Genomic DNA, 19,331 nt, shown 5'->3' with positions numbered 1-19,331 from the left:
CCCCCCGGAGCGCGGGCCTCCGAGCCCGCAGCACTCCGCAAAACACAAACCGCACCGCTGTCACAACAACGTCCCGCTCTCTCCTCAGCCCCAAAGGGGCGCCATAATAGAGCCCAGGGCAAACGCGCGTCCTCCGTAGCTCATAGAGCGAAGGAGGAAGCCTCGGCGAGTGCCGCCCTGGGTAACCGCACCAAACATCCGGGAAGCAAACCCAGCACACCTCAGCACCACGCCGCGTTCCAGCAGCGTCTGCAACGCGTCCCGGCGCAATCCCTGGCCTCCATGAGGGCCAGCATACGATTGGCTGCCTCAGAAAACCATCGCCGCCTCTCTTGCCTCCCTCAGCAGACCATTCATTCAGACCCATTTCCCACTCCCCTCACGGAAGCACCTGCCGCCCCTGATAGCTCAGCCTCCCCAGCCGCCCATCCGCAAACTCCGGCAGCGTCCGCAGCCGTGACCAAATGGATCGAACCCGCTCATCCGCATAAGCCTCATGATACCGAATCTGCGCCCCCTCCGCAGTCACCAGCCCCGCCAGAGCATTGCCCTTGTAATCATCTTCGTAACTCAGCCCATGAGCCTTGCAGTCCCGATGCTGCACCGCCAGCGGAAAGAACACCACCGTCGTATCGCTCAGCAAAAACTTCACACTGGCCCCCTTGCTGGCCAGCGTCTGCCGCAGCAGTTCCGGATGGATGATTTTCATGAGACAGTTGGAAGTCGCTTGAAGCCTACCAAAATCAGCCGAAAACCGGTAGCTAAAATGAGAGCATTTAGCACGGTTGGGATGTAGCTCGATATTCCGATATCGAGTCCGCACCGTCGCGGAATCCAAACACCGCCTCACCTCACCACCTGCCAATCCAGGGACCCTGAAAAGCCGCGGCTAAAGCCCGGAAAGACATAAACGACGCTGAGCGCGCACGTGTTCCAAAAACCCACCGAAGCCCAGCCCATCGGCCACATGGCCAAGCCCGAAGAAATCGCCGCCCTCGCCCTCTACCTCTGCATCGCCGCAGCCTCCTTCGTCACCGGCAGCTCCTACCCCATCGACGGCGGCGCGGTGAATCTGCGGTAGGGGTGGGTGGAAGGGCGAAGTTTGAACCAGTGAATGGCGCAGGGCATGGAGGAAGGGAGGGGTGGTGAGGAATTACCCCTGCAAACGCGTGCCCGCATCTTATGCTGCGTCTATGGGTTGAGGATTTGCATTTGGCTTTTATCTTTTATTTGGCAAGACTATGCTCTTGGGCAATCTCACCTACCAAAAGCATTCAATGGCACTGAGCACTCATACCGGCGGAGCAGCGGACAAAGCAGGCATGATTCATGAGTCACTCTGGGGTGTCCACTGCTTGCTTGAAGTCTTAAAAGGCGAAGCCGAATCCATCTGCATCGAAGAGCCAGGAGAGGACGGAGAGGAGTTTTATCTGGTGAGGAAAGGAAAAAAAGAACACTGGCAGGCGAAACGGCAAGTTACCGGACAGGCAACTTGGACGATCAACAAGCTGGGTGACGTGTTGAAGTACTTTTTCGCGAAATTTCGTCTCGGTGAGACCTCTGTCTTTGCTTCAGTCACAGACGCGCCCGAATTACGCATGCTGACCGAAAACGCTCGAGCCGCACAGGTGTCTGGCGGAGGCCTAGACCAGTTTAAAAAGCACTTTGTGGAAAAAAAACGTGCTGAACAATTTGCCGAAATCAAAAAACTTGTGGGAGCTAGCTCAGAAGAGGAGGCATTTGGCTTTCTATGCTCGGTGACGCTGCATGGCGGACGGGAGATTACCATGGAAGTATTGATTAGTAATATTCTTACCGCTTTATTCCAACCTCCATGGCAGGCTACGATAGCAGTGTTAAACAACCTGTATGTGAGCAAAGTGCACGAAACACTGACGGCTACTGACATTGATCAGCATCTCCAAACATGTCAGATCAGCCGCCGCAGGTCCGCTGTTCCTGATGCCAAAAACCGAGTTCAAGGACTGACCCGCGATTATGTGACGGGACAAAGAGCCAAGCTTATTCGTGGAACGGCTATTCGACGTGCTGCCGCAGCAGAAATGGTTACTCAGATCCAGAGTAGCAGCACCTCACTCGACATCCTTATCACTGCCGCTGCAGGAGGTGGCAAAAGTGCCTGCCTGTGCCAGGTGGTCGAAGGTTTGCTTGAGATCGGATTGCCGGTACTGGCCTTTAGACTGGATCGCCTAGAACCTGTACCCACCGTGACCCAGTTAGGGGAGAGGCTTGGCCTCCAAGAGTCGCCAGCGTTTGTTTTGTCCGAGACTTTTCCTAATCAGCCGGTCGTTCTCGTCGTTGACCAGCTAGATTGTGTGAGCACAACGTCAGGGCGACATCCTGATTTTTTTGATACGGTGGCTTCATTGCATGCTGAAGTGATTGGTCTTCGAGGACAACGTATTTTTCATCTCGTGCTGGCATGCAGAAAATTCGACTTCGAACATGATTACCGGCTTAAAAGGCTCGTTAATGAAAAGAAAAAAACAGTCGAAATCAGTTTACTGTCTTCAGATGAGGTCAGGAATGTATTGCAGAGGGAGGGCGGCGATTTTTCAAGACTGACTTTGCAGCAGCAGGCGATGCTTTGCCTCCCTCAAAATCTATCCTTGTATGTGGAGGCCGGACTTATGCAGTCAGAAAATCATTTTTCGACGGCAAAAGATTTGTGTGATGCATACTGGAACGTCAAGCGCCGAGCCGTGAGCCACGAACGTCCGCAATTTGATCAGCACTGGAATCCTGCTTTGCAGCATCTCACGCAAAGAATGAGTGCAAGACAGGAGCTTTCCGTGCCCGCCGCTGAAATGGATGCCTATCCGCCTGAGTTTTTGGAACGAATGGGGTCAGAAGGAGTGCTTAGCTGGGATGGTAAACGCTATGGCTTTGGCCACGAGACTTTTTTTGATTACTGTTTTGCACGAACGCAGCCGAATGGCGGGCGTGATTTCGTAGTGTATTTGGAGAGTGACAAACAGGATCTATTTCGTCGGGCGCAACTCCGCCAGGTAATAACATTTCTTCGAGATGGAGATTTTTCGGCCTATCTTGCAAGCATGGACCGGCTGCTGAAAAGCACTAAGGTGAGGCCGCATCTGAAGCTGCTGGCCGTTGAGCTCATGGCGGCTCATCCACAGCCACAGGTCCAAGAACTGGAGCTACTGATGCCGACAATAAGGTCTGAAATAAAACGAAAAGAAAATGACAAAAAGGTTTCATCCAGTTTCATCGAAAATGCATCAAAATGGTTTTCCTCCAAGTGTGGCTGGTGGCTCAGAAGACGGGAACGGATAGCAAACGCGCTCATGCTAGCCTCCCGCATTTGGGACTGTTTTTTTACATCGCATACATTGTTCGTGGTCGCAGACCAGAAAGGAATTATCGGTCAGTGGTTGAACTCGCAAAGACCAAGTCTTCAGGATATGGCTGCAAACTATCTTCGATGGCAGACGGAGAAGCATGCAGAACGGGTCGCAGAATTACTTGAACCATTCATTGGAGACGAAACATGGCGTCAGCGTTTTCGTTTTGTGATGGAAGGGAGAAATTTAGATAAGAGCCGACGTTTCTTCGAACTGTTTCTGCAATTGCTGACTGTTGGTGCTGTGGATGAGGCGAAAGACCGGTTTGTATCAAATGGGACTTTCTGGTCCATGCTTCATGGATTGGCAGAACAGCGCCCGGAATGGTGTGCCGAGCTTGCAGCATGCTGGATGGATAGACAAGTGAGGCGAGCAAGCAGCACGAGTTCAGTCTCTGAAAACCTAAGTTCTTACTTCAACGACGGCTTTGGCGTTAATGATCTGTGCCTTAGCGCCCGTGCAGCTCCGCAGACATTTCTGCAACACGTCGTGCCAGCAATACTTAGGTCTGCCGAGATTTTCAAGAACGAGACTAAAACTGGCAGGCTTACGTCTGACAAGCTATGGCCCGGACGATTTCTTAGCCATCACCTTGGTATATTGGAAGCGTATCCCAGCTCCTGCGAAACTGCACTTAGAGAACTTGGGCGGGACAACCCAGACTTATTGCGGCCTTTCATTTGTCAGCTGCGTACGCATCAACTTTACACGGCAAATCATCTTTTGATGAATGCCTATCTAAGCAATCCGAAGTTCTTTGCGGAGGAGGCGCTCAAGTTATTAACGACAGAACCCATGCGGCTGCGTTGCGGATTTGTTGACAGCAGTTACTGGGTCTCATGCCAAGTCATCCAGAATTGTTCCCCTCATTGCACGGAGGACACTTTTCAAGAGCTTGAAATCATGTTGCTGGCCTTTGTGCCCTCTTGGGAGCGTAGCAAGGAGGGATTTCGCCATCGTGGACATGCTGCCTACAACTTTGTTTCCTCTCTTGCTCCAGACCGGCTTAGCAGAAATGCAAAATCTCAATTAGCCGAGTGGGACATCAAGTTCAAGAAGCCTGACAGTGCGCCTTCGAGTATACGTGTGTACACCATCGAATCCCCCATTGGACAAGATGCTGCGCGGCACATGACAGACGAGCAATGGCTTCAAGCAATGAATAAATATGATTCGGAGGAGCGCACTTACAATCACCTTCATCCTGAACATGGAGGTGCTTTTGAACTTGCACGTATGCTTCAAAAATTCACTGAAGAGGAGCCTGAACGTTTCAGCAGCTTGGCGCTCAGGTTTCCAGCGAATGTCCATCCCTATTACTTTTCTCTTGTGCTAAGCGGCATTTTCAAAGCAACGATATCCCCGGAACAGAAGTTGGCGGTTGCAAGACGCGTGTTTGAGATCGATCATCATGACTGTTTCCGCTCTGCGCTAAATATTCTAGGTGCAATGGGAGGCATTGATTTGCCGGAAGACGCTGTTCAATACATTAAACGGGCGGCCTGCCACCGGAGTCCAGAGAGTGGAGCGGACGACTGCTTTGAGGGCGATCTTCTAAACTGTGGAATTAATACAGTGCGGGGCTTCGCGGCGGGAGCGATTCGAGACCTTGTCTGGGACAATCGTCACTATCTTTCAATTTTCCGGTCGACCATCGAACAACTTGTCAAGGACTCAAGTCTTTCAGTGCGGGCGTGCGTCGCATCTACGCTCATGGCGGTGTGGCAGCATGATACCACGCTCGCCTTGCAATGGTTTGAGCAATTGCTAACTGGAGATGATCATCTCCTGGAAACTCACTATGTCGATCAGTTTATTAGTCAAAGACTGAGTGAACACCTTGATGATTTTATTCCGGTCATTAAGCGCATGCTTCAATCGTCACGTGATAAAGTCAGGGAAACTGGAGCATCTTTGGCTTGCCTCGCACGCTTTTATCATGAAAAAAGCGATACTCTTTCCTCTGCTGCATTGAACGGAGATGCGCGCTGTCGTATGGGTGCCTGTGCTGTGGCGAATGATAATCTGTTGAATGTGAGATGCCGCAAATGGTGTGAAACAGCTCTAGCACGCCTTTTTAATGACGAAAACGATGAAGTGCGACGGAAGGCCGCTCACTGTTTCTGGCATCTCTGGCAATCCCCCGATACACCGCTGTCACCTTTCGATGCATTGATTCGGAGCTTTGTCTCAAGTCCTGCTTTTGCTGATGAGCCAACCTTCCTACTCTATGCACTGAAGGAGAATCATCATCTCGTGCCTGAAGTCGTGCTAGACATCTGTGAGTCCTTCATCACACGTTGCGGTGAGAGTGCTAGAGATGTTCGAACTGCTAACGCGGCAAACGAGATCACTATGGGGGAACTTGTCTTCACCGCATATGCGCAATTTGATTCGCCTGCTTTAAGGCAACGCGCCCTTAATGTTATTGATTGTATGATTCTTGAGGGGCTATACAGCGCGAAGACTCATCTTGCTGATTTTGAGAGGTAATTTGGAATTGCTGAACAGTTGGCATGATTTTTGTGGCGTTGTTGTTTTCAACAACTGATGCGTGTCGTTCGCGCAGATTGTCGTCATCACAAAGCGGAGTACCCCAACGGCTTCAGCTTGCTCACTGAAGCTCTTCCCCATCGCCACCAACGCACCTCACACACTCCCCATCCCGATCCGCCCAATCGGCCAGACTTCCGCAACCCCAGAACCCAAACTTTGGCTTTCTCTAAGACGTCTCACCCTCGTCCCTCCATCTGCCCCAACCCAACGCATGGCAGCCCCCCCATACCTAAAGGCAGTGTGGATTCGCCCGCACTCGTGAGTGGCGCTGGAGCTGCCTCTCCCTTTCTCAAAGCTCGTAGATCACCCTCGCGGCACCGCTGGCCCCGGGCGGGATGTCCGCAATGGCCTCGAACCTCAGGCCAGGGATTTCTGCGGCTTCCCCTTGCACAGACTCAGTGACGAGGATTTCCCAGGGCCCGGCGATGTCTTCGCCGAGTTTGCTGGCCGCGTTGACCTCCCGGCCAAAGACATCGTCGTCGCCGATGCGGAGGACCGGGCCGTAGCCCAGGCCGATGCATTGCAAAACATGCTCCTCCTGCGGCTTGCCGACGTTGTAGCGTTTGGCCGTGCGCTGCATGTCGATGGCGCACTGGAGGGCATTGGCCACGGTGCGGAAGATGATGAGCATGCTGTCCCCTTCCACCTTCAACAGGATGCCATCGTTTCTATCCACGCACGGGGTGAAGATCCGCTGGGCCTCATAGATGACCTGCAGAAAGTGCACGATCCCGAATTCAGCCACATGCCGCGAGAACCCGGACAGATCCGTGAACATCACCGCCCAGGTCTCGCCAAACAGATTCCAGATGCGTGCGTCAATGGCAGCACGGTCCGCACCCGGAGTCAGCCTCTCGGCCAGCAATTTTTCCAGCCGTTTCTGGGAAGCGTGGATTGCGACTTCGTGGACAGAGGACATGAGAGGTTCCATGCAGATCAAGGGGGGAGGGGGGCCCTGGACGCTAGCTTTCGAAGTGTGGAAGCCAAGGCATTCTTGGGGTGGGGTGGGGTGGATGGATGATCACCTGCCATCGTCTTCCCGGCTCCCATCCAAGACGCTCGCAAAGAGCCGACCGACACCCCTGTCCGACCTCGCCCCCGTGAGCTCCACTCTAGGATTGACGTCCTCGACGGAATTGTTTTCCATCCCGCAGCCCGGCCTGTTTAATACACCACGAAACATCATGAGTGAATCACCCAAGCCTCCACATCCCCTCGCTTCCATTGGAGGCCTTGCAGGAGCCGCCGCGGGCTGGATGTTTGCTGAATATACAGGTTCATTTGGCTGGATACCCATCGGAGCAGCGATTTTTTTGCTGATCGTTTTCGCCAAGACACCCCTGAAACCCAGGTGGTTTATGGGAGCGATCATCATGACCCTCGCTCACGTCATCTGGTTCACGGTGGGCGGCGTCATCGCAGGCGTGTGGGCCGCTGTTATCGGCGACATTGCGCTCCTGCTCGCTCTGACAGTTCTGCTCTGGCTCCGTCCCGGCTGGCTTTCAGCCAGCCTGCTTGGATTGGGGCAGCTCGGCTCCCTGGCCTACAACGTCTATTTGATCATGCAGGTCCCGTTCGGTGATCCGGTTCACAGAGCCCTCACGGCCCATATTGTTCTTCGCTCGCTCGCCATCATTGCGCTCGTGATGGGCTGCATCAAGTATCGCAGGGAGGCAGCCCAGCCGCAGGCAGAGCTCATTTCAGTGCAGACATGACTCCCGAGAATGAGCATGGCGCCGTGGGAGTGGCCAGACATGAGGGATGACAAAACGGCAGCGAGGTGAACGCTGCCGTTGATTTAGAAATCACTGCGAGGTGCCTAACCTTCACACCGTCCTCTGCCCCAACCCAACCATGGCAGACCCCACACCCCGATTCCCCCAGCCCAATCCCCCAGATCCAAAACGCCAGACATCAGCGCCCCACTCGCCCTCTCACACCACCACTCCCACAAGGGCTTTCCAGTCTCAGGTCACCCCTCGATTCCCTCCCCGAACAAAAACCGACAACAACAGCCCCCCAGCAAGAGGTCATCCTGCCGGGGAGGGGGGCTGAACAATTCGTTGAATCAGCGCTAGGCTCGTAAGATAAGAGCAGCGGCCGAACCAGTTCCGACCAAACCAGCCGGCCTTCTGGCTGTTCTTCGGCCTACTTCAGAAACTGCGATTTTGGAAGATGAGGCCAGGGTGCGAAAAATTGACAAAAAGCCCCAACACCGGCCAGAGAAATCCATCGCGTTCGCGCAGCTTGGTCGTCACTCCAAGTAAAAATCCCAACGGTTTCAGCTCACTCCCATCTCATTGCCTCCAAAACGTCCCCTCGTCTCAACCAACCCACCTCACCCGCTCCCCATCCCGCTCCGCCAAAAGCGCCAGATCCCCACACCTCCAAATCCACCATTTTTCTGCCCAAAATCTTTCTGCCCTGGCTTCAGAAGCTTTTCTCTGCGGTCTCCCAATCTCGCGCGGTGTCAAATCCGTGTCTCTCCGGAACGCAGAGGGCAGCCTACGGAGCCGAGCGGAGCGAGACAGACGAACGAAGTGAGTCCGAAGGGTGAGCGCAGCGAATCAACACACGGAACAAACGGAAAATCGGACCAAAGCCCCAGCCTCCATGACCTTACCCACTACGCGGCCGATGGGGAAAATCTCCTTTCCGAGTATTCCGTGTGTTCCGTAGGCCCTCCCTTCCGGTTCTTTACTGTTCGGCTCCATAGCCCATTCATTCTCATTCGCACTCCCAAGACTCCCCACCCTCGTCCCTCCGTCTATCCCCCGCTCAAACCTCACAGAACCCGACACCCCCTAATCCCCAGGCCCAGTCCGGTCCCCCATACTTCAGAACCCAAAATTTTTCTGCCCCTAATTTTTCTGCCCTCATCCCTCCCCATTCAAAGTCCACGCCTCGACCCCATCCAAAACATCCGAATCCCAAAACGGTCCCAAACGCCCCTCATAATCACCTCTCCCACCCCTCTTTTTGCCGAATCCGACACACAAGTGCTCCACAAACCCACCCCAAACCTCCCTCAAAAACGCCTCATTTTCGTTCCATAAACAAGCATTGATACTAGGATAAAATTAACTCATGCATGAAAAGAAACGGCAGCAGGTCACCCTGCTGCCGCTAAAACGCTTTAGGTACTTGACTCGCCTCAAGCCTTCCACCCATCCCGATAAGACGGCCGCGTGATGAACTTGTTCGGAGCCTCCACATTCGTCACCTTCATCGCCCCCTTGTCCCACTGCACCGTCTGCTGCGCCCGGATCGCCAGATTCCCCAGCAGAACGAACTCCGTCAGCGGAGCCGAGTAGTCAAAGTTTGAGCTCGGCAGCCCCCCATTCACAATGTGGTGCGCCCACTCACCCTGCGGATTATCCGGCATCACACTGCGCGTCTCCGTCTGCTTGATCTTCCCAGCCTTCATATCCAGTCGCACCTGAGTGTACTTCTCCAGAGGGTAGATCACCGGGCTCTTGCAATACGCATCTCCTTCAAACACAACGCCATCCGTGCCGATGAACATCATCCCGCTCGTCGCCTTCTTGAACGTCTCCTCCGGAATGTCCGGATGCCTCTCCGGCTTGTTCGGCACCCCATCCTTCTCCCCATCGTGCCACGAAACCGTCAGGGCAGGGTGCTTGCCCGCAGGCATGTGATACACCAGCTTGCTCCACATCGGCGCATTCAGGTCCGTAATCGGACCGCTCTCAGCCTCAATCTTCTCCGGAATCAACTGACCCAGAATGCTGAAGGACGAGTCCATGATATGGCACCCCATGTCCCCCAGCGCCCCCGACCCAAACTGCCACCACCCACGCCAGTTAAACGGAGCCGGTCCAGGCGAGCGCTGCTTCTTCTTCGCCAGCGCGGGGTCCAGGTCGAACTCGAAATAAGGCTCAGACGGCTCACAGGAAAGCCACAGGTCCCAGTCCAGATTGGCCGGGCACTCCACCAGCTTCTTCTTAATAGGCCCCTGCGGCCAGATCGGCCGGTTCGTCCACAGGCGGATTTCCTTCAAAGTACCGATCGCCCCCTGCTCAATCCACTCCTTCGCCATGCGCTGTCCTTCCATCGTACGCCCTTGATTTCCCATCTGCGTCACGATTTTCGCCTCCTTGGCAGCGCGGTGCAGGTCTCTCACTTCTGAGATGTAGTTGCACAGCGGCTTCTGCACACAGACGTGCTTCCCATGCTTGATGGCGTGCATGGCTGCCAGGTAGTGGGTGTGATCCGGCGTGGACACGATCACCCCGTCGATCTGGTTGCTCATCTCATCGAACATCTTGCGGAAGTCCTGATACAGCTTCGGCGCGGGCGGGGCAGTCTGTCCGGACTCCAGATGGTGCTTCTCGCGCTTTTTCGCAGCTTCATCCAGCCGCTTGGTGTCCACATCCACCATGGCCACGATGTTGTGGTTCAGCGTCACCATGCCAGTATCTGCCAGGCCTTTCCCGTTGGCGCCGATCTGGACGAGGTTCAGGCGCTTGGCGGCGGCGTCCTGTCCGCGGAGAAGAAGATTCGGGCCGGCAAAGGCGCCGGCGGCGAGGCCGGCGGAGGTGGAGAGGAAGTGGCGACGGGAGAAGGGGCGGGGATTCATGAGTGCAGTTGGTTCTAAACGAGGGGTGCGGGAAACGTGGGAGAGAAGAGGATATTGCACGGGATGCAACCTGCATTCCGGAGTTGAATGATGGGCGGAACCGGTGAAAAGGACGGGGCGCAGCATTGTCCCCGTAGTTCAATGGATAGAACGAGGGTTTCCTAAACTCTAGATACAGGTTCGATTCCTGTCGGGGATACGCTGGAAGGGGGGCGGAGGGCTTGGCCGGGGCGGGTTGTGGCGGCAGGGGGCATTCGAGAGGGGGCCAGCAGGTGCCTGCGCGGGCTCGGGGCGGGGCTTTAAGGGAAGACGGCGGCTTATTTACCGGCAGGGGTGAAAAAATGAGGTGCCACTAAAGAGGTGACGTGGGGGTGACTGGCCAGAGGAGGCAAAAAAGGGAGGAATCGAGCTTCAAAGCCGCTGGGGAATCATTTATTTCGGGGGTGGAACGGGGCTGAGGGCTCTAAAAAAAGATGGGTTCTCCTTTGCCGCCGGGGTGAAAAAGAAGTGCCGATTTAATGAAAGATTTAGCCGGCAGGGTCAAAACTTTAGTCAAAAAGCGCATATTAAAGGAATGGCTAATATTACGACGTATGTGGCTGTGATTCAGTGAGTTGTGTTTTTTTTGCGAAAGGATAAAAATAGTTGGAAGATAAGGGTTCATTGTGATTTTATACAGTTCTACCTTTAGATGCCACCAACCACATGCTGCACTGAAATAAAGAATGCAGCAGCCGCGACTCTCAGAGAGAGCGTGGGCTGCTGCTTCACTGTTTTGGTGCGGGCAGGTGTGGGGATGGCTTCTTTTTTTTCTTATCCATTATGAAGACATTACGCCAACACCGCCAACTTCTTGGATGGTTCATGATTTGCCTCATGGCCACGTGGCTGATCGGACCGCAGGCCCGAGGTGCGACATTGTTCTATGATGGATTTGATGGTCCATGGGACACCACGACGAGCCAGTGGAACGGTAACTCCGCGACATGGACCAATGGCAGCAACATCGCCAATTTCACGACGGCACCGGCCGGTATTGTGAGCCTGAGCGAAGCGATCACGGCAGGTGGCTTGATCTTTGGCCTGGATGGCTACCGGATCAACGGGGGTGCAGATCCTATTAATAACACGCTGACGCTCATTGCGCCGAGCGGACTGAACTCTCCTGTGATCCAGGTGGGTGCGTTTGAGCGGGCGACGCTGGATGTGCTGCTGGCGGGGACTTCGGGCTTCACGAAGACGGGGAACGGCACGCTGAAGCTGACGAACAGCAGCAACTCCATTTCCGGCGATGTGGTGATCAACGGTGGCAACCTGGTGATCACCGACCAGGCTCAACTGGGCACGGGAACGACGACGATTTCCGTGAACGGTATCGCGCAGACAGGCAATCCTGGATTCAGCGGGTCAAGCCTGGTGCTGCAGGGAAATGTGGCGGGTGCGGGCATGACGCTGAGCCGGGACGTCAGCGTCAGCGGGCGCGGGCCTGGTGCGGCGAATGCGAGCGGGGGCCTGATTAGCGTGGGGAACAACACGATTTCGGGGACGCTGGTGCTGGGCGGGCCGGCCTCCGAAGGGCGCATGGTGGCAACTTCCGGCATCACGAAAATCACCGGAGGGGTGGATCTGGGCAGCAGCGCGGGCGAAATTTTTTATGGGAACGGCAACTTTGTGATTTCAGGCCAGGTGACGGGGTTCGACAACAACGCGCAGGACCGCTTCGTCAAGACGGGAACGGTGCTCTATACAACGATGTGGCTGCAAAATGCCTCGAACAGCTTCGGGCAGACGCTGCGCATTGACACGGGATCTGTGCGAGTTTCTGACAATGCGGCGCTGGGAATGAGCAATTCGCTGCGCTCGGTGGACTTGAACACGAGTTCGTCCACGGCGGGGCTGGAAGTGCGCACAGATGCGCCGAACTTTGACACGCGCAACGTGGTGGTGCGTGGGAACGCCAACAGCATCTTCCTGAGCCGCGCGCTGGACGGCTCCGGCCTGAACAAGCAGGTTAATTTTGGGCTGCTGAGCCTGGATGCGAACGCGAACCTGACGCTGAACGGCCGTGATGGCTACAGCGCCACGTTCCAAGGCCTCAACGGTGTGATGAACATGGCGGCCGGCTCCCTGACGCTGGCGAATTCGAGCAACGGGATTCTGAAACTGAACGCGAGCATCAACCGGGTGAGTGACACAAGCGCACGTACATTTACGTGGCAGGGGAATGGAGAGTCGGTGCTGACCGGGAGCATTTTCCAGGTGGGCACGGGGCCGCTGAATCTGACGAAGGCGGGGCAGAGCCTGCTGACGATCCAGGGGAACGCCTCATCCTACCAGGGCGGCACGTTTGTGAATGCTGGTACGCTGGCGGTAGGTTCGATTGGCGGGGCTTCCGGAGGAGCGCTGGGCGGAGTGGCGGGTGGGGCGCTGAGCCTGGGTGCGACGACGGTGGCGGGCACGCTAAACTATATTGGCAGTGGTGAAACCACGGCTAAACTGGTGAATCTGGCGGGCACGACTGGCTCTGGAATCATCCTGGCCAATCAGCAGGGGGGGACGCCTTCGGCGCTGGTGTTTACGAGCAGCATTGCAGCGGGCGGCGCCGGGGCGAAGAGCCTGGTCCTCGGTGGTGAAAACACGCTGGTGAACGAAATCCAGGGGGTGATCCAGAACAGCAGCAGCGCCACCTCGCTGATGAAGATTGGCGGTGGCACCTGGCGTTATGATCCGACGGCTGCGACCTACAATACGGGCAGTTCGGCGGCAACGACGGCCTCGAGCGGGGCCAACACGATGACCCTGACGGTGGCGAACACAGCGGGGCTGACGGTGGGGCAGACGGTGACGGGGACCAACGTCCCCGCAGGTGCGGTGATCACGGCCATCACCAGCCCCACGACCTTTACAATCAGCAGCGCGATTGGGACCACTGCGGTGGCGAGCGGCGTGACGCTCACGTTTGGGGCGGTGACGAACTTTACGGGCAACGTGACGGTGGCGGGAGGAACCCTGCAGTTCCGCCCGACGGCATCGAGCGGGAACGGCTCGGATTTGATCGCGGCGGCAGGGCAGCTTGTTTTCGGAGCTGACACAGTGACCGGGAACGGATTTGCGGGGGGGATCTTTGAATATCAGGGACTCTCCGGGGTGACGCTGACGGAAAGCCTGGGGGCTCTGACGCCGAGCGCCGGCCTCGGCATTGTGAGGCTCACGGCGAACGGCGGAACGCCGACGCTGAGCTTTGCCTCCTACACGGCGCGCACGGCGGGTGCGGTGGTGAATTTCCAGCCGACAACGGTGGGCGGCATTCAGTTTGCGGCGGTTCCGACGGCGGTGTCGAGCGGCATTCTCAGCGGCACCTACATTACGAATCCCACGACGGGCGCGATTGATTTTGTGGCGACCCCCACGGCCAACACGAACATTGCCGCGCTCAATTCCGCGACGGCGCTTGTCACTGCGACGGGATCCAGCGCGGCCAACTATCTGATGAGCGCGGACACGATCACCTCAAACGGGGTGGCCGCAAACTCGATCCGGATCACTGGGGGAAATCTGACGCTGGGAGGCGCGCTGACCATCACATCGACGGCGGCGGCGACAATGGGCGCCATTTTGCACGACAATGCGGGCGCGGCGTCTTTGATCAGCGGTGCGACCATCACCACGTCAGGGTCCAACCAGGAGCTTCTGATCATCACGGGAGGAAAGGGCACGGCGCTGACACCGCTGACGACGACAAACACGCTGACGATTTCTTCGGTGCTGGCGAACGGATCCGGAGTGGTGACCAAAGCGGGAGACGGCGTTCTGGTTCTGAGCGGGCAGAACACGTTTACGGGCGGGCTGATCATTGATGAAGGTGTCCTGCGTGCCGCTGGCACCAACACGCAGATTCTGGGCAACCCGGGGGCGACCACGGTGAACGTGCTGCGGCAGAACACGATTCTGGATGTGAACGCCGCGGGTGCCAGTGCGGCGCCTTACTCGGGCGCGGGGGCGATTTCGACTTTGATCACAGCTCCTCTCAATGGTGCGGGTGCGATCACCACGACAGCGGCAGGGGCGCAGGCGATTCAGTTTGGTACGAGCAGCAGCTCCAGTTCCGGGGTGTTTTCGGGAATTATTTCTGATGGTGCCGGAACGATGACGGTCATCCGCAATGGTGCCTCCGGCACCCAGGCGCTCACGGGGCTGAACACCTACACGGGCGCGACGATTCTCAGCGGAGGTGCGGTTCTGCAGGCCACGGTTCTCGCCAACGGAGGCGTGGCGAGCTCGATTGGTGCGTCCAGCAACAGCGCGTCGAACCTGGTGTTTAATGGAGGCACGCTGCAGTACCAGGGTGCCAATGCGTCGGTGTTCAGCCTGACGGGGACGCCTTCGGTGAGCATTGACAGGCTCTTCACGCTGGCGGGCAACGGCACGATTGATTCGTCCGGCACCTTTGGCAGCAACATTCTGCAGGCGACCGCGGACAGCGCCACGCTGGTGTTTAACAACACGAGCAAGGTGCAGTTCTCGGGTGCGGGCACGCGCACGCTGACGCTGACGGGAAGCTCGACGGGTGACAACGAGATCGCCCTCTGGCTGACGAACAACTCCAATGCCGGGGAGGCGCTGTCGGTCGTGAAATCGGGCGCAGGCCTGTGGATTTTGAGCAATGCGAACAACAACTACACCGGCACGACGACGATCACGGGCGGTGCATTGCAGGCGGTGGAGGGGGCGGGGCTGCCGAGCACGAGCGCGCTACGCCTGGCGGGAGGTGTGTATCAGACCTCTGGATCGTTTACGAGGAGCATCGGCACAGCGGCGGGCCAGGTGGCATGGACGGACGCAGCCGGGACAGCGGTGAACCAGAACGGTGGTTTTGCGGCGGCATCCAGCAAGCTGACGGTCAACATCGGCGGGGCCGGAGCCACGCTGACGTGGGGAGCCGGGGGCATCGGCAACGGGACGGGCACGCTGATCCTGAGCTCCACCACGGCGCTGGCGGATGTGGAAGTGGTCAATGGCATCGACCTGAACGGAGGCACGCGCACGGTGCAGGTGGATGACAATGGCTTCACGGGGCTTGACTTTGCCACGATTTCTGGAGCGATTGTGAACGGTACGGGCACGGGTTCATTGATCAAATCCGGCGGCGGCACGCTTATTCTGGGAGACGCGAACACCTACAACGGGACGACGCGCCTGGATGGTGGCGCGCTGGTGGTGACCTCGATCGGCGCGGACGGAGTGACGCAGAGCAGCCTGGGCACGAATGTGAGCGGCGGCGCGCTGCTGCTGGGCAACGGCACGACGGGCACGGGAAGCCTGCTGTATGTGGGCGGGGGTGAAGTCACGACGCGCACGATCAACCTCAACACGACGACGGGCAGCCCGACGATCGACTCCAGCGGCGGCGGGGCGCTGGTGTTGCTGAACGTGGCGAACAACCTGGCCGGTGCAAAGACGCTGACCCTGCGCGGTACAAACACGGACAACAACATTCTCATGAATGCGGCGCCCCTGGCGGACAACGGCGGAGCGCTGACGATCACGAAGTCGGACGGCGGTGTGTGGATTCTCAATCCCACCGGCGGGGCCAACACCTTTACAGGAAACATCAATGTCAACGGCGGCATGATGGGGCTGACAGCGGACGGTGTCGGCTCGGCAGGGCTGATCTCGATCAGCAACGCCGGGATCTTTGCGTATGGCGGCGACCTGGCGATCACCAAGACTATCAACCTGGCCAACAACACCACCGCTGTGTTTGCGGGGAGCAACAACATCACCATCACGGGCAACGTGCAAAAGGCGGCGGGCAACAATGATGTGCCGGCCTTCAGCAACAATCTCGAAAACGGGGCGGTGCTGACGATCAACGGCGACTTCCTGAACCTGGACACCACGGCCAGCGTGACGCACGTGCTCAACGTCCGCGGTTATGGATCCACGGTGTGGAACGGGGTGATCAAGGACAGCGCGACGGCGACGGACCTTACGGCGCTGAGCATCGCCATCGCCAACAACGCCTCGTTCACCATGTCTGGCGCGGCCAACACGTACACAGGGAACACCACGCTGAGCCAGGGCAAGCTGATCCTGGACAAGAACACGCCCTTTGGTCCGACGGGGGTTTTCACGCTGGGCGGAGGTGAACTGAGCGCCACATCGAACCTGACAGCGGCCATTGTCAACGCGGTGACACTCAACGGCAATCCGAGTGCGGTCACCGGAAGCCAGTCCATCACCTTCAGCGGGCTGGCGACGGTGGGTGCGGGGAAGCTGCTCGTGAACAACCTCACGTCTGGCTCCACCCTCACCTTCTCCGGCGGGCTGACGGGCACGAGCGGGCTGACCATTGCCGGTGCGGGAACAACGGTGATCAGTGGCGGGGGAACGGCGGCGGTGACGCCGATTGCGTATTCGGGGACCGGCATTCTGAGTGTGACGGCGAACCTGACGACGACCGGGGCGCTGACCGTCAACCGCGGGACCCTTTCCTTCTCGGGGACCAGCGGCGCGGCCACGGGGGCCACCTACACGGCGAACGCCGGTGGTACGCTGCAGCTCGACAATGCGACGAACAACAACAACCGTCTGAATGATGCTGGTGCGTTCACGTTTAATGGCGGCACGCTGCAGCTCATTGGCAACGGCACCTCCGAGACCGCCGGGGCGCTGACGGTGAACAATCTCATGAGCGCAATCACTTTTGGCGGGTCTGGCAGCAATACGCTGACGTTTGCCTCGATCAGCCTCCCGAACACGGGCTCTTCGCTGGATCTCAGCGGCATTTCCGGCCTTGGGACCACGAACAAGGTGATCTTCACCACGAGCTCCGGGCTCAATCTGAGCAACAACATTGCGGCGCGCCTCTTCATTGGCGGCAGCGACTTTGCCACGTACAACGGGACAAACGGGGTGGTGGCCTTCAGCGCCTATAACAACAGCAACAATCTGAACACCGCGGCGGCCACGGACACGATGAACCTGACCGCCACCGCGGCAATCACCAGCAACCGCACGGTGAACGCGATCAAGCTCAACAGCGGCAGCATCACGCTGGGCGCCGCTGACTCACGCACGCTGACGCTGACGAGCGGGGCGCTGCTCAACGCAGCGGGTGACAACACCCTGGCGCAGACGAATCTGGCGCTTGGGGCGACGACCGGCGTGTTTCAGGTGAACACGGGCAGCAGCCTCAATGTGACGGGAGCGATCACGGGAACCGGGAGCTTTACGAAGGCGCTCGGCGGCACCCTGACCTTTTCGGCGGCGCAGTACTACAGCGGGACGACGAACATTTTGGGGGGTGAGCTGAAGCTTGCGGGCGGGCTGAACACGATTTTCCCGAACACTGGGGTGCTGAACATCGGCGTGGGGGGAACGCTGAACCTCAATGGCAACGTGCAGTTTGTGCAGGCGCTGCAAGGATCTGGCACGCTGCCGGGGGAGGCGGGCAATGTGACTGGGGGCACCAGTGGAAGCGGCACCCTGGTGACGAGCATGACGGGCAACCTGACGTTTGCGGGAGTGATCTCCGGCAGCAATGTGAACCTGGTGCGTGTGAACGGCAACACGCTGACTTTGGAAAGCGCGCAGACCTACGGCGGTGCCACGGTGATGATGGGCGGCACGCTGGCGCTGGAAAATGACGCTTCGCTGCTCAACACCTCCGGCATCACGCTGAACTACGCCACGCTGTTCCTCAGCAACAACAGTGGTCTGCAGGTCCAGAACAATGACCGTGTGGGCGACAGCATCGGGCTGACGCTGCGCGGAGGCACCATCACGGTGACTGGCGCCGCGAATGCCGCGGCCACGGAAACATTCGGTGCGCTCAATGTGGGCCAGGGCGCCAGCACGCTCACGCTCAACGCCTCGGTGGGCGCCATTGCCTCTTCGGACATCACCTTTGCGAGTCTGGCGCGCAGCGCGGGGGGGACGATCAACTTTACATCCAACGTGGTGCTCGGTGCACCGGGCAACAATGGGCACATCTACTTCACCAATCCGCTGACGAGTTACGCCTCGGGAGTGCTGGGAGGATGGGCGATCGCCAATTCGACGGATTACGCCGCCTACAACACCGCCAACGGCGTGGGGGTGGTGGGCACGGGCGGCTTCGCGGCCTATGACTCCACGTTTGCCAGCGGGAACGTCACGGACATTGGATCAGTGGCGAGCGCGCCGGTGACCACCACGCTGTCAGGGAACACCACGACGGGGCTGCTGAGGCTGAGCGGCAACTTCACCAACAACGTCATCTTCTCCAACAGCGCCAACACGCTGAATCTGGAGCTGGGCGGCATTCTGCGCAGCAACAACGTGTTTGACACGAGCATCGGCACCGCGGCGGTGCGCGGGGTGCTCACCGCCGGCGGCAGTGAGACCAGCGGGGTGCGGGAGCTGGTGATTTACAACAACGCCACGGGAAATCCGACCTTTACCGGCGGCGCGACCACGAGCGGCTCGAACATCATCACGATGACATCCACGCAGGGGCTGCGGGTGGGGATGACGCTTTCGAACGGCGGCCTGCCGGCGGGGACAACGGTCGTCTCGATCGACAGCGTCAACCAGGTGACGGTGAGCAACAATGCTTCGGCGACGGCGTCGAGCCAGACCTTCACGGCGGGGCAGTATGTGAATGGAACAACGACGGTGGGCTCGGCGGTGGTCACGATGAACTCCACGGTGGGCATCGCCGCGGGAATGACGCTGACAGGAACCAACCTGCCGGTGGGGACCTATGTGGTGTCCGTGGACAGCGCGACGCAGATCACGGTAAGCCAGGC

6 protein-coding genes, 1 tRNA gene and 1 pseudogene (1 of these 8 running past the window's edge) are annotated in these 19,331 nt (G+C 57.9%); 5 read left to right on the top strand and 3 right to left on the bottom strand.

All coding sequences use genetic code 11. The annotated features are described in order from the left end of the window. Positions 1 to 379: 379 nt before the first annotated feature. Positions 380 to 709 carry a hypothetical protein gene (locus tag ACILSQ_RS17840; protein WP_395745005.1) on the bottom strand — a complete coding sequence of 110 codons (330 nt, stop codon included), beginning with the start codon at positions 707 to 709 and terminating at the stop codon, positions 380 to 382. 228 nt (positions 710 to 937) lie between these two features. On the opposite strand from ACILSQ_RS17840, the pseudogene ACILSQ_RS17835 reads away from it, so the two are divergent. Both ACILSQ_RS17835 and ACILSQ_RS17830 read left to right on the top strand, forming a co-directional pair. After that, positions 938 to 1,081 (top strand): annotated as a pseudogene (locus tag ACILSQ_RS17835) (SDR family oxidoreductase); the annotation flags it as partial. 196 nt (positions 1,082 to 1,277) lie between these two features. Beyond that, the gene (locus ACILSQ_RS17830) at positions 1,278 to 5,876 is read left to right on the top strand and encodes a hypothetical protein (RefSeq protein WP_395745004.1); all 4,599 of its coding nucleotides are present in this window, start codon (positions 1,278 to 1,280) and stop codon (positions 5,874 to 5,876) included. Between the two features lie 352 nt (positions 5,877 to 6,228). Here ACILSQ_RS17830 and ACILSQ_RS17825 read toward each other — a convergent pair whose 3' ends face one another. Continuing rightward, positions 6,229 to 6,858, bottom strand: coding sequence for an adenylate/guanylate cyclase domain-containing protein (locus ACILSQ_RS17825; protein ID WP_395745003.1), 630 nt, complete (start codon positions 6,856 to 6,858; stop codon positions 6,229 to 6,231). A gap of 181 nt (positions 6,859 to 7,039) precedes the next feature. Here ACILSQ_RS17825 and ACILSQ_RS17820 point away from each other — a divergent pair, with 181 nt between their 5' ends. Then, positions 7,040 to 7,654, top strand: coding sequence for a hypothetical protein (locus tag ACILSQ_RS17820; protein ID WP_395745002.1), 615 nt, complete (start codon positions 7,040 to 7,042; stop codon positions 7,652 to 7,654). A gap of 1,439 nt (positions 7,655 to 9,093) precedes the next feature. Here the strand turns inward: ACILSQ_RS17820 and ACILSQ_RS17815 are convergent. After that, positions 9,094 to 10,539: a Gfo/Idh/MocA family protein gene (locus ACILSQ_RS17815; RefSeq protein ID WP_395745001.1), complete on the bottom strand. Its 1,446-nt coding sequence runs from the start codon at positions 10,537 to 10,539 to the stop codon at positions 9,094 to 9,096. Positions 10,540 to 10,666: 127 nt separating this feature from the next. On the opposite strand from ACILSQ_RS17815, the gene ACILSQ_RS17810 reads away from it, so the two are divergent. Beyond that, positions 10,667 to 10,738 (top strand) — tRNA-Arg (locus tag ACILSQ_RS17810). 677 nt (positions 10,739 to 11,415) lie between these two features. After that, positions 11,416 to 19,331, top strand: partial view of an autotransporter-associated beta strand repeat-containing protein gene (locus tag ACILSQ_RS17805; RefSeq protein WP_395745000.1) — the 5' end (the start) only. Its footprint extends 34,459 nt past the window's final position; the window shows 7,916 of its 42,375 coding nt (coding positions 1-7,916); its start codon is at positions 11,416 to 11,418; its stop codon lies beyond the right edge, outside the window.

It is taken from the genome of Prosthecobacter sp., assembly GCF_044227185.1.
Classification (GTDB): Bacteria; Verrucomicrobiota; Verrucomicrobiia; order Verrucomicrobiales; family Verrucomicrobiaceae; genus Prosthecobacter.
Note: the sequence above shows the minus strand (reverse complement) of the source record. Positions and strands in the feature narration are given on the sequence as shown.

What these genes read in the sequence shown, in the direction of transcription:
- ACILSQ_RS17815 (WP_395745001.1), bottom strand. Translation starts at nt 10,539, where the DNA reads ATGAATCCCCGCCCCTTCTCCCGTCGCCACTTCCTCTCCACCTCCGCC.
- ACILSQ_RS17830 (WP_395745004.1), top strand. Translation starts at nt 1,278, where the DNA reads ATGGCACTGAGCACTCATACCGGCGGAGCAGCGGACAAAGCAGGCATG.
- ACILSQ_RS17840 (WP_395745005.1), bottom strand. Translation starts at nt 709, where the DNA reads ATGAAAATCATCCATCCGGAACTGCTGCGGCAGACGCTGGCCAGCAAG.
- ACILSQ_RS17825 (WP_395745003.1), bottom strand. Translation starts at nt 6,858, where the DNA reads ATGTCCTCTGTCCACGAAGTCGCAATCCACGCTTCCCAGAAACGGCTG.